The sequence below is a fragment of the Alcaligenes sp. 13f genome (assembly GCF_020496585.1).
Lineage (GTDB): Bacteria > Pseudomonadota > Gammaproteobacteria > Burkholderiales > Burkholderiaceae_B > Alcaligenes > Alcaligenes phenolicus.
The window spans coordinates 197887-223862 of sequence record NZ_JAHKKC010000007.1 but is presented as its reverse complement, the minus strand read 5'-3'; the positions used below and the strand labels follow the sequence as shown (position 1 = coordinate 223862).

20 protein-coding genes and 1 pseudogene are annotated in these 25976 nt (G+C 53.9%); 12 read left to right on the top strand and 9 right to left on the bottom strand.

What is annotated here, in order from left to right:
* Positions 1 to 357 precede the first annotated feature (357 nt).
* Positions 358 to 603: a hypothetical protein gene (locus KOE80_RS08505; RefSeq protein WP_226348892.1), complete on the bottom strand. Its 246-nt coding sequence runs from the start codon at positions 601 to 603 to the stop codon at positions 358 to 360.
* Between the two features lie 275 nt (positions 604 to 878).
* Positions 879 to 1784 (bottom strand): DMT family transporter, encoded by a 906-nt coding sequence (locus KOE80_RS08500; protein WP_226348891.1) that lies wholly within the window; start codon positions 1782 to 1784, stop codon positions 879 to 881.
* An 85-nt stretch (positions 1785 to 1869) separates the two neighbouring features.
* On the opposite strand from KOE80_RS08500, the gene KOE80_RS08495 reads away from it, so the two are divergent.
* The gene (locus KOE80_RS08495) at positions 1870 to 2676 is read left to right on the top strand and encodes an AraC family transcriptional regulator (RefSeq protein ID WP_203144833.1); all 807 of its coding nucleotides are present in this window, start codon (positions 1870 to 1872) and stop codon (positions 2674 to 2676) included.
* On the opposite strand, the gene KOE80_RS08490 is transcribed toward KOE80_RS08495, so the two are convergent.
* Positions 2673 to 3563 (bottom strand): alpha/beta fold hydrolase, encoded by an 891-nt coding sequence (locus tag KOE80_RS08490; RefSeq protein ID WP_088452648.1) that lies wholly within the window; start codon positions 3561 to 3563, stop codon positions 2673 to 2675. The two genes, KOE80_RS08495 and KOE80_RS08490, sit on opposite strands and share 4 nt — an antisense overlap.
* 161 nt (positions 3564 to 3724) lie before the next feature.
* Here KOE80_RS08490 and guaA point away from each other — a divergent pair, with 161 nt between their 5' ends.
* The 5 genes and pseudogenes from guaA to repC all read left to right on the top strand — a co-directional run.
* Positions 3725 to 5311: a glutamine-hydrolyzing GMP synthase gene (gene guaA / locus KOE80_RS08485; RefSeq protein ID WP_035268796.1), complete on the top strand. Its 1587-nt coding sequence runs from the start codon at positions 3725 to 3727 to the stop codon at positions 5309 to 5311.
* A 308-nt stretch (positions 5312 to 5619) separates the two neighbouring features.
* Positions 5620 to 6828: a tyrosine-type recombinase/integrase gene (locus tag KOE80_RS08480; protein ID WP_021241845.1), complete on the top strand. Its 1209-nt coding sequence runs from the start codon at positions 5620 to 5622 to the stop codon at positions 6826 to 6828.
* Positions 6829 to 7114: 286 nt separating this feature from the next.
* On the top strand, positions 7115 to 7345 hold the full coding sequence (locus tag KOE80_RS08475) for a helix-turn-helix transcriptional regulator (protein ID WP_226348890.1): 231 nt from the start codon (positions 7115 to 7117) through the stop codon (positions 7343 to 7345).
* 82 nt (positions 7346 to 7427) lie between these two features.
* Positions 7428 to 8486, top strand: coding sequence for a replication initiator protein A (locus KOE80_RS08470; RefSeq protein ID WP_156865775.1), 1059 nt, complete (start codon positions 7428 to 7430; stop codon positions 8484 to 8486).
* Positions 8487 to 8908: 422 nt separating this feature from the next.
* Positions 8909 to 9031, top strand: a pseudogene (repC, locus tag KOE80_RS20540) (replication protein C, IncQ-type); the annotation flags it as partial.
* Between the two features lie 530 nt (positions 9032 to 9561).
* Here repC and KOE80_RS08460 read toward each other — a convergent pair.
* The 5 genes from KOE80_RS08460 to KOE80_RS08440 form a co-directional block, all read right to left on the bottom strand.
* A complete protein-coding gene (locus KOE80_RS08460) occupies positions 9562 to 9888 on the bottom strand; it encodes a hypothetical protein (RefSeq protein WP_156865776.1) in 327 nt (108 codons plus the stop codon).
* A 2-nt stretch (positions 9889 to 9890) separates the two neighbouring features.
* The gene (trbL, locus tag KOE80_RS08455) at positions 9891 to 11534 is read right to left on the bottom strand and encodes a P-type conjugative transfer protein TrbL (RefSeq protein ID WP_156865777.1); all 1644 of its coding nucleotides are present in this window, start codon (positions 11532 to 11534) and stop codon (positions 9891 to 9893) included.
* Between the two features lie 187 nt (positions 11535 to 11721).
* Complete coding sequence (gene trbJ, locus KOE80_RS08450) at positions 11722 to 12513, bottom strand: P-type conjugative transfer protein TrbJ (protein WP_156865778.1); 792 nt, start codon at positions 12511 to 12513, stop codon at positions 11722 to 11724.
* Between the two features lie 268 nt (positions 12514 to 12781).
* Positions 12782 to 13006: a hypothetical protein gene (locus KOE80_RS08445; protein WP_156865779.1), complete on the bottom strand. Its 225-nt coding sequence runs from the start codon at positions 13004 to 13006 to the stop codon at positions 12782 to 12784.
* A gap of 2 nt (positions 13007 to 13008) precedes the next feature.
* Positions 13009 to 13218 carry a TraC family protein gene (locus tag KOE80_RS08440; RefSeq protein ID WP_156865780.1) on the bottom strand — a complete coding sequence of 70 codons (210 nt, stop codon included), beginning with the start codon at positions 13216 to 13218 and terminating at the stop codon, positions 13009 to 13011.
* Positions 13219 to 13759: 541 nt separating this feature from the next.
* Between KOE80_RS08440 and KOE80_RS08435 the strand changes: the two genes are divergently transcribed.
* From KOE80_RS08435 to KOE80_RS08420, 4 genes are all read left to right on the top strand, one after another.
* Complete coding sequence (locus KOE80_RS08435) at positions 13760 to 14143, top strand: plasmid mobilization protein (RefSeq protein ID WP_060426170.1); 384 nt, start codon at positions 13760 to 13762, stop codon at positions 14141 to 14143.
* A gap of 548 nt (positions 14144 to 14691) precedes the next feature.
* Positions 14692 to 16944, top strand: a complete 2253-nt coding sequence (locus KOE80_RS08430) for an AAA family ATPase (protein ID WP_156865781.1) — start codon at positions 14692 to 14694, stop codon at positions 16942 to 16944.
* A complete protein-coding gene (locus tag KOE80_RS08425; protein ID WP_156865782.1) occupies positions 16941 to 19226 on the top strand; it encodes a restriction endonuclease in 2286 nt (761 codons plus the stop codon). Before KOE80_RS08430 ends, KOE80_RS08425 begins: the two co-directional genes overlap by 4 nt.
* A 722-nt stretch (positions 19227 to 19948) precedes the next feature.
* A complete protein-coding gene (locus KOE80_RS08420; RefSeq protein ID WP_226348888.1) occupies positions 19949 to 21274 on the top strand; it encodes a GNAT family N-acetyltransferase in 1326 nt (441 codons plus the stop codon).
* Between the two features lie 165 nt (positions 21275 to 21439).
* Here KOE80_RS08420 and KOE80_RS08415 read toward each other — a convergent pair whose 3' ends face one another.
* Positions 21440 to 22351, bottom strand: a complete 912-nt coding sequence (locus tag KOE80_RS08415) for a LysR family transcriptional regulator (RefSeq protein WP_226348887.1) — start codon at positions 22349 to 22351, stop codon at positions 21440 to 21442.
* 111 nt (positions 22352 to 22462) lie between these two features.
* Between KOE80_RS08415 and metE the strand changes: the two genes are divergently transcribed.
* Complete coding sequence (gene metE, locus KOE80_RS08410) at positions 22463 to 24754, top strand: 5-methyltetrahydropteroyltriglutamate--homocysteine S-methyltransferase (RefSeq protein WP_115635176.1); 2292 nt, start codon at positions 22463 to 22465, stop codon at positions 24752 to 24754.
* 241 nt (positions 24755 to 24995) lie between these two features.
* Positions 24996 to 25973 carry a DUF1852 domain-containing protein gene (locus KOE80_RS08405; protein WP_226348886.1) on the top strand — a complete coding sequence of 326 codons (978 nt, stop codon included), beginning with the start codon at positions 24996 to 24998 and terminating at the stop codon, positions 25971 to 25973.
* Positions 25974 to 25976: the final 3 nt, after the last annotated feature.

The window sequence follows — 25976 nt, the reverse complement described above, 5'->3', positions numbered from 1 at the left end:
TACTCGGGTTTGGAGTGTCTAGTTACCCTGTTGGGCAGTCTAGGGGGCGTAAGAATACGGACGAGCGTTTGATAAACGTCGCCGTAAGGCAGAGTCTCTTCCGTAGAAGTGTTTCTGTCGTTTGAGACGCCAGCCAAGGCTGGGTCTTTTGACTTGTGTCAGGCACCATGGTGCGCTGTTTGATAACTGTGATTAGTACCCTGAACCTGCTCCTTGGAAGAGTAGGTCGTTCGGTTCTCAAGGGTTGAACCGACGCAGAACGACATCTACGTGTCGCACCAGATCGAGAAATATATAGCCGTGCCTGTATCTTGCACTTAGGATTTTTGTGGGTGTGTTGGCTGTTTGGTCAGGGCTTTACACAATCACTGCCGTCACCGTCACCGTCACCGTCACCGTCACCGTCACCGTCACCGTCACCGTCACCGTCACCGTCACCGTCACCGTCATCGTCATCGTCATCGTCACCGTCATCGTCACCGCCACCATCAAGATCACAGCAACAGCAACAGCAACAGCAACAGCAACAGCAACAGCAACAGCAACAGCAACAGCAATAGCAATAGCAGTAACTACTGCTATCTCAGCCTTTGCTATTTCCACCTTGGCTGGTGCTGTGTAGCCCTTATTTCATTCAGGGAGCGACTCTTTATGAGGTGGGAGGGATGGGAATGCAGAGAACTCTAAATAATAAAAAGCGCCCCGTTTATGACGGGACGCCTTGCTTTGGATACTGCGGGGTGCGCTTACCCTAAGAGTGCTATTCAGCTATTCAGCTATTCAGTTCATTAGTTCGTCACTCGTTAGCTCACAAATTAGTGGCGGATAGCTGGAAAATCATTTCATATCAGGAGTTGAATATAAAACTCCCATATTTCTTATTTAGCAGGGGCTGTTTTGGTTTTGAACAGCCATTGTTGAGGCGGCCATTGAGCCAGGATCACCCCCGCCAGGGTTAGCAGTCCGCCGCTCACATGGTGTGCGCCCAGTTGTTCGCCCAGCAATGGGATGGCCAGCATGGCGGTCATGAAGGGCAGGATATTCAGGAACAGGCTGCATCGGGCTGGGCCCAAGTGAGCAATGCCTTGGATCCAGCAGTAGGGCAGCAGGACGGAGGCTAGGATACCTGCATACAGGATCAGGGGGACGGTCTGTGCATTCAATTGAGTTTGTTCAGCTGGCAGCCAGAGGAAGACGGGCAGCAGGGTGATCAAGGCGCCCCAAGCTTGCAGATAGGTTGATTGCCAGGCTGGCACAGTAATATGCCATTTCTTCAAAAAGACGCTGTAAAAGGCATAGCTCAATGCTGCTGTCAGCATCAGTAGGTCGCCAGAGCGGACCCCTTGGCTGAGCAGTTGCAGGGGATGGCCACCGCTAATCAACCAGACGGTTCCAAACAAAGCCAGCAAAGCGCCGGGCAGCATGCCGCGAGGTCCGGAGCCTGGTAGCAGCAATCGTGTGGTCAACAAGGTTAGTAAGGGTGTTAACGCGGTAATCACGGCCATATTGGTGGCACTGGTGCTGGCTGCTGCCCAATAAGACAGGCATTGATAAAACGCCATACTCAGAAATCCCAGAAATAGCAGTTTGGGTAGTTGAGGACGGATCGAGTGCCAGTGTCGCCAGACAGGGCGAGCGGCAAACAGGCTCATGATGGCCAGCGCCAGCACGACTCGATAAAAACTCATGGCAGGTGCGGCGATCAGGCCGTGCGCCATTTTGGAAACAATGACATTGCCGGACCACAACAGCATGGTCACCAGCGGATAAGCATAGTTGCGCATTGGAAGCATCCATCAATAAGGAAGACGTATGCTCGCTGTAGACCGACTTGCCTGTCTTTCGCTAAACTGACTTGAATTAGCGCAAATGGGACAGCTTGTGCTTGATCCTCTTATTCATATTCCGGTTGAGCTGGCCAAGATGCCTATTAGTGGTTTGGCAGCAGACTATCCGGACGGCCATCTTATTCACGAACATCAGCATGTACGTGCGCAGTTCTTGTACGCCGTGCAAGGGGTGATGGTGATTGATGCCCAGGAAGGGCGCTGGGTGGTTCCTCCTAGCCGTGGCGTTTGGCTGCAACCGGGTCGTCCTCATACGGTTCGCATGCGCGGGCAGGTCAAAATGCGCACGATCTTTGTGGATGAGGATGCTGCTCCGGGCTTGCCGGCGCGTAACTGCGTGCTGGATGTCAGCCCTTTGCTACGGGAGCTGATTCTGGAGGCCAGCCGAATTCCTTTGGTGTATGCGCAAGACAGTCGCGATGGCCGCTTGATGCGTTTATTGCTGGATGAACTGCGCGAGTTGCCTGTATTGCCGTTTCATCTGCCCTGGCCCGAAGAGCCGCGCTTGCTATTGGTGTGTCGACATCTGGAGGCTAGCCCCGATGATGATAGAGATGCAGATGCCTGGGCCAGGCAACTGGCCATGAGCGTCAAAACTTTCCACCGCCTGTTTCGTCGCCATACCGGCATCAGCTTTGGGCAATGGCGTCAATTCGCTCGCTTGCTGGGGTCTTTGGAGGGCTTGGCAGCCGGTGAGCCTATTGTGCAAGTGGCTTTACAACACGGTTATGCCAGTCAAAGCGCATATGCCGCCGTGTTCCGGCGGCATTTTGGGGTCACTCCCAGAGAGTTTTATCGCTCTAAAGACAGCGCGGGCGACGCAGTTTAGTCCGCTAGCTCCAGTAAAAGCCGGGCCAGCATGTCGGGGTGTGTCATCAACGCGCAGTGCCCACTTTCCAACTCACGGAATTCCCAGTCTTTCTGCTGACGGGCCCATTCACGTGAGGTATCAACCCCTCTGAAAGTGGGTTGTATGCAGGAGATATAGGAGCAAGGGCGGCCATTGCCGATGACGGGGTTCTGTAAGCGCAGGGAAGAGCGGTAGACGCTAAGCGGCTGTGGCGTCAGGCGGTTACCGACAAAGTGTAGATCTTCTGTGGCATGCAGGCCCAGTGCACTCAGTGGAGGAGGGGGGACGGCAGGAATGGCGCTTTTCCCAGCAGAGGCCACCATGCTGTCGACAATCTTTTCTGGCAGGGTGTCGAAGGTGCTGGTGCCGCTGGGCAGGATAAAGGCGTCCAGGTAAATCAGTTGTTGAATGCAGCGCGGCATGACGTCGGCGACGCCGCTAATGACCAGTCCTCCAAAGCTGTGGCCCACCAGAACCACGTTGGAGAGTTCCTCCCAACGTATCAAATTAGCGACATCATCTACAAAGGTGTTCAGGGTGATGTCCGCACTAAGCAAGTGGCTGCGTTCGCCCAGGCCTGTCAGTGTGGGGGTATAGACTTTATGCCCCTTGGCCCGTAGCCGGGCAGCCAGTCTGGACCAGCACCAGCCACCGTGCCAAGCACCGTGAACCAGCACAAAGGTCAGGCTGTCGGAGACTTCGTCCGTATCTTCCTGACATTCATAGGCAAAGCTGTGCGAGCGGGCACCGGAGGGGCCGGGAGCAGGGATATAGCTACCGCCGCCTTGTTGTTGTGTGGCCTGTGCAGGTCGGGATTCCTGGTGTTCATTAAGTTCGCTCGGACGAGGGGTACGACTCGAAGACATGCTGAAACTCCCAAAATGGCTGCATGTACTGTAGCTGCCTTGCCGCATGAATGCCAGTGATGCAGGACAATTTCGGCCTGGAGTATTTCTGCGACTCCCTAAGCGGCGCTACACAGCGTAAAATAGATCCTTTACCGCTTTATTATTGGCTCGATACTTTCATGCACCAGCGAATTCTGATTCTTGATTACGGCTCCCAGGTCACCCAGCTTATTGCGCGTCGCGTACGCGAAGCCGGTGCGTACTGTGAAATTCACCCCGGTGATGTCAGCGATGAATTCATCCGTTCCCAAGAAGGCCTGAAAGGGATCATTCTGTCGGGCAGCCACGCCTCGGTCTACGCCGAAGACGCTCTGCAAGTTCCTGCCGCCGCGTTTGAAGCCGGCGTACCCGTTCTGGGCATTTGCTACGGCATGCAAGCCATGGCCCGCCAACTGGGCGGCGTTACCGAAGGTTCGGACAAGCGTGAATTCGGTTACGCCGAAGTCCGCGCCCATGGCCACACCAAGCTGCTCGATGGTATCCAGGATTTCGCTACGGCAGAAGGCCACGGCATGCTCAAAGTCTGGATGAGCCACGGCGACAAAGTTACCGCCTTGCCTCCCGGCTTCAAGCTGATGGCTTCCACGCCTACATGCCCCATCGCCGGTATGGCTGATGAAGATCGCGGCTTCTACGCGGTTCAGTTCCACCCCGAAGTCACCCACACCGTTCAAGGCGGCGCCTTGTTCGAGCGCTTTGTGCGCGACATCTGCGGCTGCGTGGGCGATTGGAACATGCCGGACTACGTGCAAGAGGCTATCGCCAATATCCGCGAACAAGTCGGCGACGAAGAAGTTATTCTGGCTCTGTCCGGCGGTGTGGATTCCTCCGTCGCTGCCGCTCTGATCCACCAGGCTATCGGCGACAAGCTGACCTGCGTATTCGTGGACCACGGCCTGCTGCGTCTGAATGAAGCCCAGCAAGTCATGAGCACCTTCGCCGACAATATGGGTTTGAAGATCATCCATATCGACGCTTCCGACCGCTTCCTGGGCAAACTGGCCGGTGTTACCGATCCAGAAGCCAAGCGCAAGATCATTGGCCGTGAATTCGTGGAAATCTTCCAGGAAGAAGCCGCCAAACTCAGCAACGCCCGCTGGTTGGCCCAAGGCACAATCTACCCGGACGTAATCGAATCCGCCGCCGCCAAGTCCGGCAAAGCCACTGGCATCAAATCCCACCACAACGTGGGCGGCCTGCCAGACACACTGAACCTGAAGCTGCTGGAACCCCTGCGTGAATTGTTCAAGGACGAAGTGCGCAAACTGGGCGTAGCCCTGGGCTTGCCACCAGCAATGGTCTACCGTCACCCCTTCCCAGGCCCAGGCTTGGGTGTCCGTATTCTGGGTGAAATCAAGCGCGAATACGCAGATTTGCTGCGTCAAGCTGATGCTATCTTTATCGAAGAACTGCGCAATACGATTGACGAAGAAACCGGCAAGAACTGGTACGACCTGACTTCCCAGGCCTTCACCGTCTTCCTGCCAGTGAAAAGCGTAGGCGTGATGGGCGATGCACGTACTTATGAGTACGTTGTTGCCATGCGTGCCGTGCAGACAACAGACTTCATGACGGCTGACTGGGCTGAACTGCCATACTCGTTGTTGAAGCGTACCTCTGGCCGCATCATCAATGAAGTGCGTGGCATTAACCGTGTGACGTACGACGTTAGCAGCAAGCCGCCAGCGACGATTGAGTGGGAATGATCCCGCGTCCGGCATAGACTGGCACCAAAGAGCATTAAAACACCTCTAAGCCCGCGTAATTGCGGGCTTTTTTCGTTCTTGGTGTGGCACTATCTGGCAAATTTTCGTATCGCCAAGCACCCCGTTTTTATGGCATGGTACATGGTACGATTTGAACCTGATGCCATGTTCGGCACTCGATACCATGCCGCCTTTGATGGGGCGTTCATGGTATCGAATTTATGTAACCCATTGTCCTGAAAGAATTTTTTTTGAGGGTGCGGGGGCTTTTTGAGCATGGTATTTTTGAGAGGAAACCCAACCCGACCATGCTGACTGATACCAAGCTGCGCAACCTCAAGCCAAAGGACAAGCTCTATAAAGTGAATGACCGTGACGGCCTCTACGTGGCCATCACGCCTGCGGGGTCGATTTCATTCCGCTACAACTACTCGATCCACGGCAGGCAGGAGACCATCACCTTCGGCCGTTACGGTGTCGGAGGGATCACGCTAGCGGAAGCCCGCGAACTGCTGGGCGAAGCCAAGAAGATGATCGCCGCAGGGAAATCTCCAGCCAAGGAGAAGGCGCGGGACAAAGCCCGCGTCAAGGATGCAGAGACATTCGGCGCGTGGGCCGAGAAATGGTTGCGCGGCTATCAGATGGCGCCCAATACCCGAGACATGCGCCGCTCCGTCTACGAACGCGAGTTAAAGCCGAAATTTGGCAACTCGAAACTGATAGAAATTACCCATGAGGACTTGCGAGCGCTGACAGACGTCATCGTAGAACGAGGCGCACCGGCAACAGCGGTGCATTCGCGAGAGATCGTCTTGCAGGTCTACCGCTGGGCCATCGAGCGCGGCCAGAAGGTCGAGAACCCGGCCGATCTGGTGCGCCCCTCGACCATCGCCAAGTTCGAGCCGCGAGATCGAGCACTGACGCCCGATGAAATCGGCTTGATGTACCAGTACATGGAGCGTATCGGCACCACACCTTCAATTCGAGCGGCTGCCAAGCTGCTGTTGCTGACGATGGTACGCAAAAGCGAACTGACTAACGCAACGTGGAGCGAGATCAATTTCACCGAAGCGCTTTGGACAATCCCCAAGGAGCGGATGAAACGCCGCAACCCCCATTTGGTGTTCCTGTCTAGGCAGGCGCTCGACATTTTCATAGCTCTGAAAACCTTCGCGGGCGGCTCGGAGTACGTGCTGCCATCGCGCTATGACTCGGACTTGCCGATGAGCAGCGCGACGCTCAATCAGGTGCTCACGCTGACCTATCGTCTGGCCCAGAAGGAAGGGCAGTCGCTTGGCAAGTTCGGACCGCACGACCTGCGGCGCACAGCCAGCACGCTTCTACATGAGGCGGGCTATAACACTGACTGGATCGAGAAGTGCCTTGCGCACGAACAGAAGGGGGTTCGCGCCGTCTACAACAAGGCCGAGTACCGCGATCAGCGCCGGGCAATGCTTCAGGATTGGGCGGACATGATCGATGAGTGGACAATCAGGAAGCCCCGCCTCAAGGACTGATTCGGAGCCTTGAGATCTGCATTTTGTCGCGAAATGCCCACTTCGGTGGGCATTTTTTTTGTCCGTAAAATGTATGAATTTCCGGACGCAATAAATTGGCTTTCAGCGCCTATTTTAAACCTAATAAAAACAGCGGTTTGCGTTATCAAGTTTGTCCGTCAAACCGTGAATTTACGGACATTAAGTTATTGATTTAATTGAAAAAATGTGTGGTTAAATGCTGGAAATCACCGGCATTGTGTAGCAATAATTAAACCTCAGATGATGACAAAATGAGGTATTCGGTGTGGAAAGAGAATTAAGGAGAGCGCGTAAAGTTCTCATTAGCAAAAAGCAGCTGCTAGAGATGATTCCACTGTGCGAGCGCACGATCTACAACTTCGAAAAGCAGGGGAAATTTCCTCAGCGCATCGCACTTAGTAGCCGCAAGGTCGTGTGGGATTTAGCCGAGGTCGAGGCATGGATTGATGCATGCAAATATTCCGGCTCGGCCCCTCGTCCCGGAATGGGCGCCTGAATTGTGGCGACCGATTTGCAGGCGACATTTACGAATAGACCGCCTGTACTGGGCTTAATACGGCACCGGTTGGGCCGCACGCATGAGTAGCCGAAACAGCGGTCTCAAGCCCATAGGCGCGGTAATAGGCGACTCTGGCGGGCTACTGGAACGCCTTGAAAATATCAGGAAGCGGAACAGTGACCGAACTGCGGCTGCTGAACGCGGTAGACCGTCTAACGTCTCGACCGTGCATGAACAGATGGAAAGGGCGAAAGAGCGGGACAATGCGTTGTCACTTGTCCGCAGGCCTCCACAAGGCGACGCCCAGCCAGATTTTTTTGTGCCCAGCCTTTATGACGTGGGCGGCCGCGACAATCGCAGCGTCATGGATGTGGCCGTGTTCCGTTTGTCCAAGAAGGACAAGCGAGCCGGAGAACTGATCCGCTATGACCTGCCGGATGGATACGTGGAAGTGTCCGCAGGAGCGCACGGAATGGCCTCCGTTTGGGACTACGACATTGTGCTGATGATGGTGTCTCACTTGACCGAAGCTATGAACCGCTATCGAGAAGGAAAGGGTGGCAAGCCGGGGAGAGTGTTTCGGCTGCATGTTAGCGACATCCTCAGATTTGCCAGACGTGGTAACGGTAGTAGTCAGGTTCAGGGAGTGGAAGCCGCGCTAGATCGGTTGCGGGGTACTACCATCAAGACAGTGCGCGAAAGCGGCAAGTTCCGGACAACCGAAGCCGAGGGGCTGATCGCGCGCTATCGTGTTCTGTCACGCACGGACACCAAGAAGATAAGTTCTGTCGAGATTGAAGCCCCGGAGTGGATTTATCGAGAAGTCACCGAGGGCAAGCGGCCGGAGGTACTTACAGTACATCGGGACTACTTCCTGATCGAGCCGGGCATAGGACGCTTTATCTACCGACTGGCTCGCCGTGCCGCAGGCAGGGATAGCGCTAAATGGGCTTTCAAGACCCTTTACGAACGCAGTGGAAGCGGTGGCTCGTTCAAAAAATTCTGTTTCTTCCTTCGCGGGATCATCAAAGCCGATGACCTGCCTGAATATGCCTTGTGCGAAGAAGCGGGGAAGGATGGCCCTCTACTGGTCATGAGGCACCGCAATTCCTCGTCGGAACCGCTGGGCGGTTCCTAATAGACGGTGAGTGAGATCGCAAAAGAGCCCCGTTGCGGGCTTTTTTTATTTTGATTGACGGACAGTTGGCGGACAAAGTGGTAACAACCCGCCACGCTGTGGATAGAGTGTCTATTAGGAACCTGAAACCGTCTATTAGGAACCATTTCGCCGTCTATTAGGAACCGGTATCCGTCTATTAGGAACTGGCATCGCGCGTAATTCATTGAATTAAAAGATTAAATTTCCTTCTTTTTACGCTAAATCTTTTAAAACTATATATAAAACTGTTTAAAACCCTTTTGCCTGTGCATAAGTCGATGGCCCCATCCGTTAGTTCGGAACTCCTATTCGTGCGAAATCACGCCACGATCCAAAAGCGTGGCCCCCTGCGGGGGTCCCACCGCTTCGCGGCAGCTCCCCTCCCGCATGAAAGGCGTTCGCTCCGCCCCAAGGCGCTGGCCGAGCTTGCTGCCGTGGGTTGGAGGCTGGACGAGTACGCTAAGGGCAAATGGGAAATCGGGCGACCCAAGGCATCCGACCGTAACGCTGCTCCCCCTGTTTAACAGTACCCGGCCAGTTTCTGAAAACCCAGCAACAGCGGGCCTTTGCGGGCCGTTCGCAAATTCCATCCAAGATTCTCCAAGAATCTCTAGCATGCGCGCTAAGTGCCGCGCCTTGATGGCGCAGCTCATCGCTTGCTGCTCTTGGTCGGCCTACGGCCGTTGGGCACCAAAAAAGGTAGGGCGGGCCTGCCGTCGCCGACGCGGCTAGTTCCGTGGATTACCCACCGGTCGCAGCACCTGGTCGAGCCGTTGAAACCGGCAAAAAGACGATCAGGCACCAAAAAGGGAAGGGCAGGGCCAAAACCGACATAAGGCCTCTAACGGCCAGCGAAAGCGTGCAGAATCCCAATCGTATGGGCCTTGGTGGCGTTTTTTCAGTGTCGGAATAGGTTCATGGCTGTCATGTGTGAAAGCTTCTCACAGAGCGATACAGGCCGTTTTTGCGGTGTGTAATAGACGGAGAAGCTGTGGCAGGAAAACAAAACCCCGCACTTAGGCGGGGTTGTGGGCGATGGAACTGGCTGTGCTCGTCAGCGATTGATGACCCTGCCTCGCTGCCGTTCTTCCTCTTCCATCTGAAGGATGGCCATTCTCACACGCTCTACCAGTACCACCTGATTCTTGCTGCCGAAAAGTGGCATGCGATTAAGCATACCCATGCCGCCGTACAAATGCGCAGCAGCAGGCAGAGCCAATCGGTTCACACGATGCTGTAGTGCCGTGTACTGCTTATCCAGGGCATCGAGCTGCGGGCCGAAGCCTTTGCGTCGCAGCCATTGGCCAAGCGCCCACATACCAATACCGAGAACAAAAAAGCCGCCGAGCATTATCAGGCCAAAAAATATATCGTTCATCATGATTACGTCTCCGATTGAGAGTTAACACTAGAAGCCATGCCGGGCACATTGAGCGCGCCGACGTCTCCGGTGCTAGTGGTGTCCGATGCCGGACGAATAATGTTGGATTCCGCTTGTGCAATCGGCTCAGCGCCGTCATCAGGCGCTGGACTGTCACTGCCGGGGACAGGAGGGGGAGATCCGGTGCCCCCGAGCGAAAGCCCGTGGGAGCTTTCCATGCCGGGTACGCTGATAGCGCCCAGCACGCCAAGCGCCCGTGTGGCCACCTCTGCGCCCTGCGCAACAGCCTTGCCGTTGCCGCCAGTCCCTTCTTTTGGTGTCATCTGCCGTTGCTGCGCGACGGCTTGCTGACCCATATCGTCGTCACCACCCTTCGCAGCTTTTCCGGCCTGTTTGGCGGCTTGTTTCAAGCCGCTACCTGATTGTTGGCTAGCAGGCGAAGCGGCCGCCGACACTGGATTCGCCGATCCTGACGCGGCGCCACCCCCGACGCGAGAACCTGCGGCCTTTGCGGTCGCACCGCTGCCCCCTCCTGTGCTTGCGCCAATTCCAGCGCTGCCGACGCCCGTCGCACCACCGATGCCCCCTGCGGTACTGCCGCCTGCCATGCTGGCGTTCAATGCGGAGGCCAGTCCACCACCCGCGGCACTGGCAGCGCCTCCGCCAGTTCCCGCGGCCCCTAGTGCTCCAGCAGCCGGGGCTGCTGCCCCAGCTGTTGCAACAGTAGCGATTGCGGCCGCCGCACCGGCTGCACCGGCTGCGGCCATGCCCCCAATTGCGGAGCCGCCGCCCATCGACGTGCCGTTAATCATGCCGCCGATCAATTCAGGGATAGTTTTGGTCAGGTAGGCGCACACCAAAGACAGGCCAACCAAGGTCATCAACGACGCTTCGTCGTTGGTGTAGGCTGCCGACCATTCTGCGGAAACCTGCATGATCAGCCCCACAATCAGAGTCAGGACAAACAGCTTGGCACCTACCGCAACGGCATAGCGAATGGGAGCCAGTGCATATTCGCGTGTCCATTGAGAGCCACCGAAACCCATGAACAGGACGGCGGCATTGATGATGACGTAGGCCTCTACGAGCGTCACGAACACCAGAGCCGCTATAAACGTGAAACACATCAGGACGATCAATGCAGATACGGCCACTACAACCGATGTGATTGGGCTGAACATCGAAACACCTGCCGTCAGCACCTGCCGTGAAAAGTCCACAGCAGTTGAGAACATATCCCCCGGCATCAGCTCCGCACTACCCAACCCTGCCGCGTGCGCCCCGGCCTGCCGGAAGCTGTTGACGATGGCCCCGCCCCACTCGGTCGCGTGATCGAGCATCGCATAGAAGAACCCTATCACGAGGATGAATTTCACCAGCTCATGGAGGATGTCGCCCAGTTCAGCTCCGCGTATGACCAAAGGAGCAAAAGTCCAAACTAACTGGATGACGGCAAGGCATCCCAAGAGCCACAAGGCGTAGTCATGCAGGCGCGGTGCCCATTGGTTTGAAGCGTTCTGAATCAGCCGCAGAAGGCTGTTCATAGACGTGTTGCTCTGCGCCAAATCGACCCCGGCAGCCATCGCACTAGTTGCAGATAGCAAGAGCACCGCGCCGACAAGCGCGAAAACGGTTGAACGTCGCATAGTCAGAACCCCTCAGACGGGCCGCGAGTGTTTGGGCGGCTGCGGAATTGGTCATCCTGATGGCCATTGCCGACCGCTGCGCATTCCGGCGCGGCGGTGTTCGTGACGACTACGGCCGTCAGTGCCGACCCACCAAGGGCCGAGACGAGGCAGAGGGCGGCAATCAGCGCCTTAGAAATCATCATGGTTAGAACCCCTCAGACGGGCCGCGTGTATTTTCACGGCTGCGGAATTGCTGTTCGGAGGCATCGCTAACGGACTGCCGTTCGTTTTGCTGCGCCATGTAGTTGCCTTGCAGGGTGATTTGCGTGGCCACCAGATCGCGCAGTTTCTGGAGCTGCTGCACGTTCTGCGCCGCAATCTCGTTCCCGGCTTGAATGGCCTGCTGACGGCCAACGGCCGACTGCGAACGGCTCACCAACTGATCCAGCATCGCGTTCTCATCCTCGAATGTGCTGGTATTTACGCCAGCGGCCTGCATGGCCGTGCGGGCGTTATCGAAGCCGGATTGTGCCCAGTCCCGATAGCGCTGCGGCATGTTGTTTTGCCCTTGGCCAATCGAGTTCAGATAGCTGTCATAGCCCTTGAACTGCTGGCGAAACTGTTCGTCCAGATTGCTGATGTTGCGGCCGAGCGACTGCGCCGAGTTGTAGACGCTGGCCACGCGCTGAAGGTCGCCAGTGATGGTGTTGAACATGCGGCTGGGCAGTGACATGCCCTGCTTAATCATGTTGTCGTACTGCTGGATCTGCGTCTGCAACTGCTGGGCCGTGTTCAGTTGCGTGTTGACCGCTTCGGCGTACTCGTACATCTGCTGATAGAACGTCGAGCAGTTCGAGCAGTAGATGGCATAGGCCGGAGCCGGTGCCATGTAGAGACTTACACCAAGGCCTGCGCTTGCCATTGCCAGAGCGAGCGCCGCGCCTCGACCGAATTTTCGGGCGGCATAAGCCGACGTTTTTTGCGATTCTATTTCCATACCGAATACCTCATTTTGTCATCGTCCGAGGTTTGATTATTGACCGATATGGAGCGGTTTTAAATATGCGGATAATCTTGTATCCGCATAGAATTCAAGGGTTTATGTCCGTAAACTGTCCGTCAATCTTCACGAGATTGTTTCTCAACACTATGATTTTGATCGCGTTTTTCAAGACGAGCGGAACGAGTTTGGCTGTCCGTTTTGATGCGTTTTGCGGACAAAAAAAAGCCCACCGAAGTGAGCTTTTATAAGCCGGTGCGTGGCGTCAGTGGGCCGCGTAATAGGGATTCTGTACGCGATAGAGGTCACGCTCTGTTTCAGGGATGTGCAACGTTTCAAGGTGCCACTCTTCGAGTAAAGAAGCCAGCTCGGCCGCAATGCGCTGGGCTTCTATAACGCTCTTGCTAGCCCGCCCACTGGCTCGACCGAGGCAGGCTTGCAGTTCGTTGAGTTGATTGGCCAATGCGCTGATGCGGTGAGCTGTCTTCATGATCAATTCCCCTTGCTGATCCTTTCCACGATTCTGTCGAATTCTTCCCGAACTTGATCGTCCGTCAGCTCAAGATTAACCAATCCTGACTTTATTGCAATTCTTCCGATTCTTTCGGCTGCCTCATTGTCAAGCTTTGCCAGCCTTGCTTTTGCCGTTTCAAGCTCAGAAAGGGCATCAGAACGGCGCTCTGCGAGGGTTTTTCGTGCCATGATTACTCCGTCGTTTATTGATGATCGAGTTTCGAAAAAAAGCGCGTAAACGGAAGCTATGTTCTCACCCGAGTCGAGCAATTTACAAGGCTTAGATTTGGCTGGCCTAGCATATGGCCTCTCAAAGTCCCTCCTTTTGGTGTCAGTCCGTACTTGATGCTCATGAACTCAGTCGGGAACGCGATTCTATGCAAATGTACGCGATTCTATGCGATTAGAAGAATTGATTAATGCGATGCTACGCGAATGTATGCGAATTAGCGCGAATGTACGCGATTACGCCATGTTTTAATGGCGATTCTACTCCGGTCGCATAGAATCGCAGAGAGGTAGCAGGCAGGATGTGTGTTGTACCGGTACGGGCAAGCCCGCACCAGTCCAACACCGCCCCTTACTCACCTGCGGTTCGACGGCATCCTGCTCTGCGAGGCTGACGGTCGCTGCTGCGACAAAGGAGCCACGGGCACCAAAAAGGAGGCGCAAGCCGGGCAAGACAACGACACCAATCCGCGCCATCGGGCGCGATGGAAAAGGGGCACTGATGAGTGACGAAGAACAGAAACCGAAAGGGAAGGGCCGAGGAACCCGACCCCGAGGCCAACGAATAGAGGTATGGGTGAACAACGACGAAAAGGCCGAGCTGGCCGACCGGGCTGCTCAGTCCGGTTTGTCGTTGTCCGCCTACATGAAAGCGGCCGGACTGAACGCGCCTATTCGGGCAAGGGCTGACCTGTCAGCCGTGGCCGATCTTGTGCGCGTGAACGGCGACCTTGGCCGGGTGGCCGGGTTGCTGAAGTTGTGGCTCGCGGAGAAGCGCGGTCAAGGTGCAAGGCCCGTTGACGTTGAGCAGATGATGATCGAATTTCGCGAATTACAGGCGGGAATTCGAGAGAAAATGAGCGCTATAGTCTTTTCCAGAAAATGACGAAGGGTTATGCTCAGTTTTTCGGGTTTTCTGTTTGATGCTTCTTCGGGATTGGTTGCTGGTTTAACCTGCAATACATATCCATTTTGATGTACTTTGGATTGTGCAATCCAATAAAATTCGGTGGGCAACATGAAATATATCAAAATTCTGCATGCTTGATTGTTCCGTAGGGATGGGGGTATCGCGAAATGAAAGACAGATCACATATTGAGGTAATGGTCGAATATCTCCGCGCCAATCCGGCCTATTCAGAACAGTTGCTTGCCGAAGTACGTCGCGATGGAAGTTTGGATGAGTTGTCGATTCTTTTACGACAGATGAAAGAGGCATTTGAGTGCGACTGTACATGTTCGGGATCCGCAGCGAAGCAATGATGACCAAGCTGCGTCGGTCGTGACGGCCCAAGCTGGATGCGGTTTCCTCAAAAACGAGTGAATATCCTTTGCGACGCTGGGCGCAAGGTGGCTTCGTAGTGCATATGCTTAAGTCCGTTTCGCTAATTCTCGCGTTCGGGGGGACTCGCAATCGGCGCGAAAGGGGATAAAATGCTATCTGATATTTCTATAACAAACGAAGCAAGTTACGGGGCAAATACGCAACGTCTGGCAGGACTTCGCTCAATCAATTTTATTTTTGGTACCAATGGATCGGGTAAAACGACTATCTCGCGTGTCATTGCAGACCCCGCTTCAAAACCCGCCTGCGCTGTTACGTGGACCGGTCAGCCACTGGAGCGTCTTGTCTACAACAGTGACTTCTGCTCTCGGAATTTCGCTCAACAGATGCCGGGCATTTTCACGCTGGGGCAGGCGGAGGCTGAAACGCTTGCCAAGATCGAAGCGGCGAACGCCCAAGTGCAATCCCTAACCCGAGACATTGCTCAACTCCAAAATACCTTGGGTGACGTAAGCTCCGGCAAGCTCGGGGAACTCCAGACTTTAAGGACTGGCATAGAACAGAAATGCTGGGAGATCAAGACAGTCCACGATCCTTATTTTCAAGAGGCATTCACTGGCTTCCGAAGTTCAAAGGCTAACTTTTGCGACAAGATCCTGATGGAGTGGGCGCAGAACTCTGCTGAGATTGTCCCGCTTGACGAGCTCAAACAACGTGCGCTGACAATTTTTGAGAAAGGGCTCGAACGTCTTACACCCATGGTAGTGTTTGACGCCAACGACCTTGTGGTCCTTGAAGGCTCGGCAGTTCTCTCGAAAAAAATCGTAGGGAAAGAAGACGTTGACATCGCTGCACTTATACGTCGCCTCGGCAACAGCGACTGGGTGCGGCAAGGCCTTGGTTATGTAGACGAAGCGGGGCCGCAGTGCCCATTCTGCCAGCAGGAGATGAACGACTCTCTAAAAACAAAACTGAATGACTACTTTGACGAAACCTATCTTGCTGATATCGCAGCAATCGAACGCATAAGGGACGCATATGATGCTCACTCCAAAACCCTTTTGTCTCGGCTCGAGTTGATCCACAGTGCGGGAAGCAAGTATCTTGATGTGGTAGCGTTTCGCGCCGATATCGATCGACTCTCAGCACGGTTAGAGTTGAATCTTCGGCAAATCGACCGCAAACGGAAAGAGGCAAGTTCGCAAGTCACGCTTGAGCCCGTTGGTGAAATCGTCGCCTCCCTTCAAGATGCTATCTCCAACGCAAATACTGAGATAGGTAAGCACAATGCGACAGTTGACAATCTGGCGACCGAGCGGGCCACTCTTATATCGCAAATCTGGAGATGTTTACTTGAGGAGTCGAGGCTCGCATTTACTGACCACGATAACGCGAAAAGGGGGCTTGATCGTGCCGTTACTGGCCTGACGGCCGGGCTTGCTTCAAAGCGAGCGGCGCTTGCAGAGGCCAGTAACGAACTTGCAGCGTTGGAACGCGAAGTAACGAGTGTTCAGCCAACCGTTACGGAAATTAACGCCATTCTAAGATCGTTCGGCTTTACGGGTTTCCGCCTCGCGACCGCTGGCCAACATCAAAACCTCTATGAAATTGTAAGAGGAGATGGGAGCGAAGCTGCTACCACCCTTAGCGAGGGAGAGCGCACCTTCATCACTTTCCTCTACTTTTACCACCTCATTAGAGGCAGTATCAATGCAAGCGGGATAAATGCGGAGCGAGTCGTCGTGTTCGACGATCCTGTCTCTAGCCTTGACAGCGATGTGCTCTTTATCGTCAGTGCTCTGATCAAACGTGTGCTCGATGAGGCTTGCCGAGGGACTGGGCTTATTAAGCAGGTCTTTCTATTGACGCACAACATCTACTTCCATAAAGAAGTATCTTTCGATCCCAAGCGCGGCACAGAATGCCGAGCACACGAGACGTTTTGGATCGTGCGGAAAGTGAACGATGTATCCGTAATCACCAGCTACAATCACAACCCTATCAGTACTTCTTATGAGCTCCTTTGGGCTGAGGTCAGATCGCCGAACCGATCAAATATCGCGCTCCAAAACACGCTAAGACGCATCCTCGAGAACTACTTCAAGATTCTCGGAAACCTCGATAAGGATGACATCTGCGCGAGATTCGAGGGTCGCGACCAGCAAATATGTGGTTCGCTATTTACTTGGGTGAATGATGGATCGCACAGTTTCAACGATGACCTGTACATTTCTGTCGATGAAGCGATGGTCACCCGTTATCTCGATATTTTTCGCAGAATCTTCGAAGTCACAAATCACCTCGCGCATTATGAGATGATGATGGGGCCACAAGCGCTAGCTACTCTAGCACTTGCGAATGAGAACACAGCCACCGACGCAGTGGACGAAACGGCAGCATGAGTTACGATTTCAAAAATCTATCATCGGCCGACTTTGAGGATCTTGTTCGAGACCTCATAGGACGAGAAGAAGGACTTCGCTTCGAAGCATTCTGCGCAGGGCCGGATGGCGGCATTGATGGCCGGCACGCGCAGGCTAATGGTAACGTCATTCTACAGGCGAAGCATTATGAAGGTTCGCCGTTCGGTAAGTTGATAGCCACTATGAAGCGTGAGCGATTTTCAATCGATAAGCTCGCTCCGATTCGCTACATTTTAGCGACTTCCTGTAAGTTCACCCCACTTGGAAAGGGTAAGCTCACTCCGCTTATAGGGCCCAGCCTGAGGTCGGAAGCGGATATTTTTGGTCCGGAGGACCTCAACGGTCTTCTCCGGAAGTACCCAGATATTCTCAAGTCGCACATCAAACTGTGGCTTTCTGGTGCGGGTGTTCTAGACCGAGTCGTACGCGCGGCGGCCCATACCTTTGCAGCGTTCACGCGAGAAGATATTGAACAGAAGGTCCGTGTCTACGCATCAAACCCGAGCTTCGATCAATCACTGGCTACGCTGGAGAAGCATCGGCTTCTTATCATCTCAGGGCCCCCGGGTGTTGGTAAAACGACACTGGCCGAGATGCTATGTTACACATTCCTGAGTGAGGAGTGGGAGCTCGTTCCCATCCGTAGTCTAGAGGACGGCTTCGCGGCCATTAGCGACAGCAAAAAGCAGGTGTTCCTTTTCGACGACTTCCTAGGAAGGGTTGCCCTCGACCGGCAAGCTCTGGCGCACAAGGATTCTGATTTAGCGCGGTTCATGAGCCGAGTACGTCGCTCCCCAAATGCTCGTTTTATTCTGACGACGCGGGGGTACATCTTTGAAGAAGCCCGGAGGGTTTCCGAACATCTTGGCGACCAGCGCCTCGATGTAACGAAGTACGTTCTCGATGTTGGTGTTTATACGCGCCGGATTAAGGCGAGGATTCTTTACAATCATCTACTCGTGTCAGAGACACCACAGTCGCATATCCGTGCGCTATTGGAAAGCAAGAAGCTTGCGGAAATTGTTGATCACAAGAACTATAACCCGCGTGTCATCGAGGCTATGACCGATGCATTTCGCATTGGTGATATCGAACCCGCAGACTATGCTGTGGCCTTTATCGGTGCTCTGAATAACCCTAGCCAGATTTGGGATACCGCATTCCGGACACACATCGATCATCGGTGCAGACACCTCTTGATGGCGATGTTTTTTCTCCCGGAGTATGGAGTGCCCCTTGGCACGCTTCGCTTGTCTTTCGAGCCCTTACATACAGCGATGAGCACAGCCTATGGCCTACCGCACGGGCCTAAGGACTTCGAAGAAGCCCTTCGCATCCTAGAAGGTAGCTTCGTCAACATTGTCAACATCAGCGGACCAAGGGTTTCTTTTCTCAATCCTTCGCTCAAGGATTATCTCTCATCCTATCTGTTGGACACAGAGCTATTAATTCGTCTTGTCCCTACAGCAGTCTCCATAGACTGGTTGTCAAGTTTGTGGGATTTTGTGTATCCGCGCGGTCTTAGCGAAGACGATCAAACAAAGATCGCCCTAGCCTGCACTGGCATGCTGGATATGATCGAAACGCGTCCGCACTGGCGCCCGCGAGCTGGCGATGCGCGGTCGCTTGAATACAACGATGCTGCAAACTCCAAACGGCTGGGGATGTTGATGGACTGGTGGCGGCTCACGAACGAGCGGGCATTTGCTGACAGCATTATGGCGATTGCCCGCAATCCACAGCAGGGCTTTGGTGCATGGTCGGATGGAGAGGCCTTGATCGACATATTTTGTCGGCTAGGTGACAAGGAATATGGACGGCCATTCATATACGAAACCGAATTATTGGAGCTCCTTGAGAAGGCGATCACGGACACTATACGCTGGTGTTCGAGTGACATGCTCTCCACGCTCGTGGATGCAGTGGATGCAGCGCAAGGGCTGCCGTCCAGCATCAACCATGCCTTGCAAGCCGCTGTGCTAGAAGAGTTCGAGGAGAATACCAGTCGCATCAGCGAGGATGATAGCGAGTCCTCCTTATCGGATCGTATCGATGCCCTCAAAAAGTTCGCGCCCCGTTTCGGCGTGCCGGAAGATGTTTTGAGTCGCGCCGTCTCCGACATCGAGGACCGAATCGGCGAGATTGAAGACCGGAGCAGTCCCGCTCCCTCCCCGAGTTTCCCACCGTCGAACAAGAGAGAGCGGGAGAAGTTTGACGATAGAGCTCTTCAAGACCTTTTCACTCCTCTCTTGGATCGGTAGTAAAGTTATTGCCGTTTAGGCCGTTTCATTCAGGAATGGGATCATCTTCCTGACATGGTATTTATTATGGTATTGCCGATAGGTTTTTTTATAACTATATGATTTTAATGAGAATTAATTATAACAATATAATTGAGTGGGAGTGATCCCGCGTCTGGCATAGCCAGGCAACTCAAGGCATAGAAAACAGAAAAGCCCGCATAATTGCGGGCTTTTTTTTGTGCAAAAACCTTACGGAACTATCACTGTGAAAAAACGACCTATCGGCCAATCTAAGCAGCAACCGTTCGGGGCTCAGCCTTAAGTTGTTGAAACGGGCGGCAGGACGTGCTCCAAGGCGCTATCAGCGTTCGTTTGGCCTCTTTCAAGCTCTTGATCTGTGGTTCCTAGTGGTGCTTTTCTTCACCTGCCAGCCTTTGAACTGGGAGACACGCTACACGGTATTCTTTTTCCTGCGCGGTACCGCCGCTACGATGCCACACCCGCAAGGCGCCGACTCCTCAGTCTTTACGTTGAAGGACTCTGTCAGTCCTGGTCGAACTCATGTGATTTCCCAATCATCGCCGAAGCCAAAAATCACGGGGCTATGACAGGGGGAGGGGAAATCGCTAGCAAGTGCGAGTCACTGCTCGTACCGTTAGACCGCATAGCTTAACGATGGTGGCAGGCTGTAAGATCTGATTGGGTATGTGAGTTTCCGTGCGGATAAACAAGGATTGAAATTGAGTTCTGTCAGTAAAGTTCAGATTCGTCAGCTTGGGACCGCTGATGTGGAGGATTTTCGCGCCATCCGATTGGCAGCCTTGTTGAAGGCGCCGGACATGTTTGGCTCGGTTTACGAGTGCGAGGTCAAGAAGCCGCCGGAAACGTTCCTTGAGCGGCTTAACGATGTCGTGGCATTTGGTGCCTATGTCGATGGCAAGATCGTGGGGTTGTCGGTTTTTAAACAGGAAGACGGGCCAAAGGATGCGCACAAAGGGCATTTGTCCGGCGTATTCGTGGAGCCTGAGCAACGCTCTCAAGGAATCGCCGGCAGGCTGCTACGGGCCGTAATAGACTATGGCCGCGACCATGTTGAGCAGATTATGTTAACGGTCGTGGAAGGAAATGTGGGTGCTCTCAGGCTTTACGAAAAGCATGGTTTCAGGATGTACGGCGTTGAGCCACGTGCTTTGAAAAATGGCCTTGAGTATCGTGACGAAATCCTGATGGCCTTAATTTTCAATCTGGAAGAACGGACGATACCTTCCCGGAAAATGCTCCCCCAAGCATCCTTGCAAGACTTCGCTACAGACGTAATCAATGCCGTGGCGGCGGATGGTCGTTTTATCGGATTGCTTGCCGGTGGCTCGTCGATCACCGGGAACACGGATGCATATTCTGATCTCGATCTGATCCTTGTTGTGCGTGATGAAGCCTACACCGATGTTTTCGCCAGCATGCGCCAGTTTGCGGATACGCTTGGTAATCTGCTGTACGCCTTCACGGGGGAACACGTGGGAGAGCCTCGGCTCCTGATATGCCTTTATGGCAAGCCTGTCCTGCACGTTGACCTCAAGTTTGTGACTATTGACGATCTTGACCAGCGGATCGAGAATCCTATTATTCTTTGGGAGTCAGACGAGATTCTTGCAGCGCGTCTTTCACAAGGCTCGGTCCGTTGGCCTAATAAGGGCGCAGAATGGTTCGAGGAAAGGTTCTGGGTGTGGGTGCACTACGCGGCGGCCAAGCTCGGGCGTAGCGAGTTATTTGAAGTAATCGATATGCTCGCCTTTTTGCGAGGCCAAGTTCTTGGCCCCCTTGCAATGCGTCGTGTTGGAGCTGATCAGAGAGGCGTACGGCGTATCGAAGCGATTGCACCAGACTTGGCGACGGCTATGGCAGCGACCGTGGGTAGCCATTCAGTTAAAGCCTGCGGCACGGCGTTGCGCAACGCTATTCGTCTCTATATGGATCTTCGGCAGGATTGTCTGCCTATGAATTATCATCCGGAGAATGAAGCCGAGGTGCTCGCGTATGTTGAAGGCGTTCTTGACCCTGATTGTTGAGAGCGGATGCTTGTGTGACTGGGTTTTGAACAGTTTGTCGTTATCACGAATGTGAAGAAAGTACCTTGTTGTTGAGAACGGTGGGTTTTGCGGAGGGGCGCCACTACCAGAGGTAAAGCTGCCTTTTCAGAAGGACATTGCTTTTAATGTGCCATCAGGAATGTGCTACTTGTTTGCATGCTGCAGTCCACCCGGCCCGGACCCCCGAGCCAGCTCCATAAACGCCTGCAGATAATCAATCACCGTTTCCGTCTCCCTCATCCCCAGAAAAATCTGCTTGGCGATGCCGTGTCTGCCCAACTTGACCGGCACTACGTCCAGTTTCTCCGCATACTCTTCCACCAGCCATCGCGGCAGCGCCGCTACGCCACGGCCACTGGCAACCATCTGCATCATGATGTCCGTCGTCTCAATCGTTTTATGACGTCGGGGGGCGATACCAGCAGGCAGCAGAAACTGGTTGTAGATATCCAGCCGGTCTATGTCCACCGGATAGGAAATCAGTATTTCCCTGTCCAGGTCCTTAGGCTTGGCGTAGTCCACATTCGCCAGGGCATGGGCCTTGTTCACTACCAGCACCTGCTCGTAGTCGAATACGGGCTCGAACTTCAGGCCGGGTTTGTAAAGCGGGTCGGGGGTGACCAGCAGATCAATTTCATACCCAAATAGCGCACCGATCCCGCCAAACTGAAATTTCTGCTTCACATCCACATCCACGTCTGGCCAAGCGCTAAGGTACGGCGAGACGATCTTAAGCAGCCATTGATAGCAGGGGTGGCATTCCATGCCGATGCGCAGCGATCCTCGCTCGCCTTGGGCGAACTGGCCCAGGCGTTCTTCTGCCAGATCCAGCTGCGGCAGGACGCGGTTGGCAACAGCCAGTAAATACTGCCCGGCTTGAGTCAGTTGCAGGCTACGGCCTTCGCGACGCCAGATTTCTGTGCCCAGTTGCTGCTCCAGTTTCCGCATGGTGTGGCTAAGGGCAGATTGGGTAACGTGCAGCACGGCAGCGGCGGCGGTCAGGGACCCTTGCTTGTCAACTTGCTGCACAACGGCCAGGTGGATGCGCTCTAACATGATACGTGAATGATATTCATGGGTTGGTGAGATAAGACCATTTTACTTCATTGATATGGCTTCCTACAATGCAAGTCATTCATTCATCCACTGGCCTTTAGAGAGCAGCACATGACGACGATTCATAATCTTGGCTTTCCGCGCATTGGCGCCAAACGGGAACTGAAGTTCGCCTTGGAGTCTTACTGGAAGGGCGAGTCTTCGCGTGACGAACTCAAGGCTCTGGGCGCACAACTGCGTCAGCGTCACTGGGAAAATCAGGCGGGTCTGGATCTGGTGCCCGTTGGAGATTTCTCTTTTTACGATCAGGTGCTGGATGCCAGCTTCTTGCTGGGTAACCTGCCCGAGCGTGTACAGGGCTTTCATGGTGACGAGCTGGATAACTATTTCCGCGTAGCGCGCGGTCGTTCGGCCAAAGGTCTGGAAGATCACAGCGCTTGCTGCGGTGGTGTGGCGGCTGGTGAAATGACCAAATGGTTCGACACTAACTATCACTACATCGTCCCCGAGTTTACGGCTGACACCCAGTTCAAGCTGGACGCTTCGCGTTTGCTGGAGCAGCTGGCTGAAGCCAAGGCTCAAGGCGTGAAGGCCAAGCCTGTGATTATTGGCCCCGTGACTTATCTGGCATTGGGCAAGGCCAAGGATGAATCCAACAAGCTGGCTCTGCTGGATCGCTTGCTGCCCGTGTATGTCCAATTGCTGGAGACGCTGGCTAAAGCCGGCGTTGAGTGGGTGCAGATTGACGAGCCTATTCTGGTTACCGAGCTGGATGCCGATTGGCAGCAAGCGTTCAAAACCGCTTATCAGCAACTGAAAGCTGCTGGCGTGAAGTTGCTGGTAGCCACTTACTTTGGTCAGTTGCTGGAAAATGCTGCTTTGGCCGCCAGCTTGCCTGTTGCCGGTTTGCATGTGGATGCCATCAATGATCGTGATGGTGTGGATGCACTGCTCAAGCTCTTGGGTGACGACAAGGTCTTGTCCCTGGGCGTGATCAATGGTCGCAATATCTGGAAAACAGATTTGACCGCTGTACTGGACTGGGTTGAGCCCATCGCCAAGCAACTGGGTGATCGTTTGTGGATTGCTCCTTCCTGCTCGCTGCTGCATGTGCCGGTTGATCTGGACAGCGAAGAAAAGCTGGATGCCGATGTGAAGTCCTGGTTGGCCTTTGCTTTGCAAAAGCTGGATGAACTGCGTGTATTGGGTAAAGCCTTGAGCCAAGGGCGTGATGCCGTCAAGGCAGAGCTGGCCGAGAATCTGGCCGCTTTGACTGCCCGTCGCAACTCGCCCCGTGTGAATAATCCTGCTGTGAAAGCAGCGGTGGCGCGCATCTCGGCCGAGCTGGGCAAGCGCAAGAGCGTTTACGAACAGCGTGCTTCCAAGCAAGCTGAATTCCTGAAACTGCCCGCATTCCCCACCACCACGATTGGTTCTTTCCCACAAACGGCAGAAATCCGTCGTGCTCGTAGCGAGTTCAAGGCCGGTCGTTTGGACGAAAACAGCTATCAGGCCGCAATGCGTGCCGAGATTGAGCGCAGCGTGCGTGAGCAGGAGAAACTGGGTCTGGACGTGTTGGTGCACGGCGAAGCCGAGCGTAACGACATGGTCGAATACTTTGGTGAGCAGCTGGACGGCTACGCATTCAGCCAGTTCGGTTGGGTGCAGTCCTACGGTTCGCGCTGTGTGAAACCACCCATCCTGTTTGGTGACATCAGCCGCCCTCAAGCCATGACGGTGGAATGGATCACCTACGCCCAGTCGCTGACTCAAAAACCCATGAAGGGCATGTTGACCGGCCCCGTGACGATCTTGAATTGGTCCTTTGTGCGTGATGACCAGCCTCGCTCGGCTTCTTGCCTGCAACTGGCGCTGGCCATTCGCGAAGAAGTGCTGGATCTGGAAAAGGCCGGTGTGCATGTGATTCAGATTGACGAAGCCGCCTTGCGTGAAGGTTTGCCTCTGCGTAAATCGCAATGGCAAAGCTACCTGGACTGGGCCGTGGAAAGCTTCCGCATCACCGCCAACGGCGTGGGCGATGAGACGCAAATCCACACACATATGTGTTACTCGGAATTCAACGACATCATTTCTTCCATTGCCGATATGGATGCGGACGTGATCACCATTGAAACCAGCCGCTCGGACATGGAATTGCTGGAAGCCTTCGAGAACTTCCAGTACCCCAACGAGATCGGCCCTGGTGTGTACGACATTCACTCGCCCAATATTCCGACCGAGCAGCACATTGTGAATTTGATGAAAAAAGCCGCCGAGCGCGTGCCAGCAGAACGTTTGTGGGTGAACCCCGACTGCGGTTTGAAGACACGTCAATGGGCTGAGGTGATTCCCGCTTTGACCAATATGGTGGCCGCAGCGAAAGTTTTGCGGGCAAGTGCCTGATCAGGTCATGAGCTGAGTTTGGCGGAAAGTCCCGGCCAAATGCCGGGACTTTTTTTGAGGCTGATTCAAACCTGTTTTCTGGCTTCACCAGGAAGAAGAGAGTAAGCAGTGCAGCCCCCCGAAGCAGCTCAGACAATCAGCACAGAGTGTACATAAATAAGATGAATTTATTTTTCAAGATCAATGACTTGGCTCGAAAATAAATTCGAGATTGAAATCAGAAATTAGGGCATACATAAAAATGAATAAAGAATTCGCGTTCAGCATCAGAAGCATCCGTTTTGATGAAAACTACCGTCCAGCCGATAACACACGTATCACCACTAACTTTGCCAATTTGGCCCGTGGTGAAAGCCGTCAGCAAAACCTGCGCAATACTCTGAAGATGATCGACAATCGCTTCAATAGTTTGGCGCATTGGGACAACCCGAATGGGGACCGTTATTCAGTTGAACTGGATATTGTCTCTGTTGATATTGATGTTGAAGGCAATGGTTCTACGTTTCCGACCATCGAAATTCTGAAAACCAGTATCGTTGACCACAAAGAAAACAAGCGTATTGAAGGGATTGTGGGTAACAACTTCTCTTCGTATGTGCGTGACTACGATTTCAGTGTGGTTCTGCTGGAGCACAACAAGAACAAAAACGGTTTCAGCGCCCCGGAAGGCTTTGGTGATTTGCATGGCAAGTTGTTCAAGGCTTTCGTGAACTCCACGCTGTATCAGGAAAACTTCAACAAATCCCCCGTGATTTGCCTGAGCGTATCCAGCAGCAAGGTCTACCACCGTACAGGTAATCAGCATCCGGTATTGGGCGTCGAATACCAGCAAAATGAGTTCTCGCCGACCGATGAGTACTTCGCGAAAATGGGTTTGCGGGTTCGTTATTTCATGCCCCCAAATAGCGTTGCGCCTTTGGCCTTTTACTTTCGTGGTGATTTGCTCAGTGACTACACGAATCTGGAATTGATCAGTACCATCAGCACGATGGAGACATTCCAGAAAATCTACCGCCCCGAGATTTACAATGCCAATTCGGCAGCAGGAATGCGCTATCAGCCTAGCCTGAAACATGCGGATCATTCGGTTACGCAAATTGTCTACGATCGTGAAGAACGTAGCCGTCTGGCGGTTGAGCAGGGCCGGTTTACCGAAGAGAGTTTTATCAAGCCATACAAAGTTATTCTTGATCAATGGGCAGCCAGTTCCGCGCTTTGATTC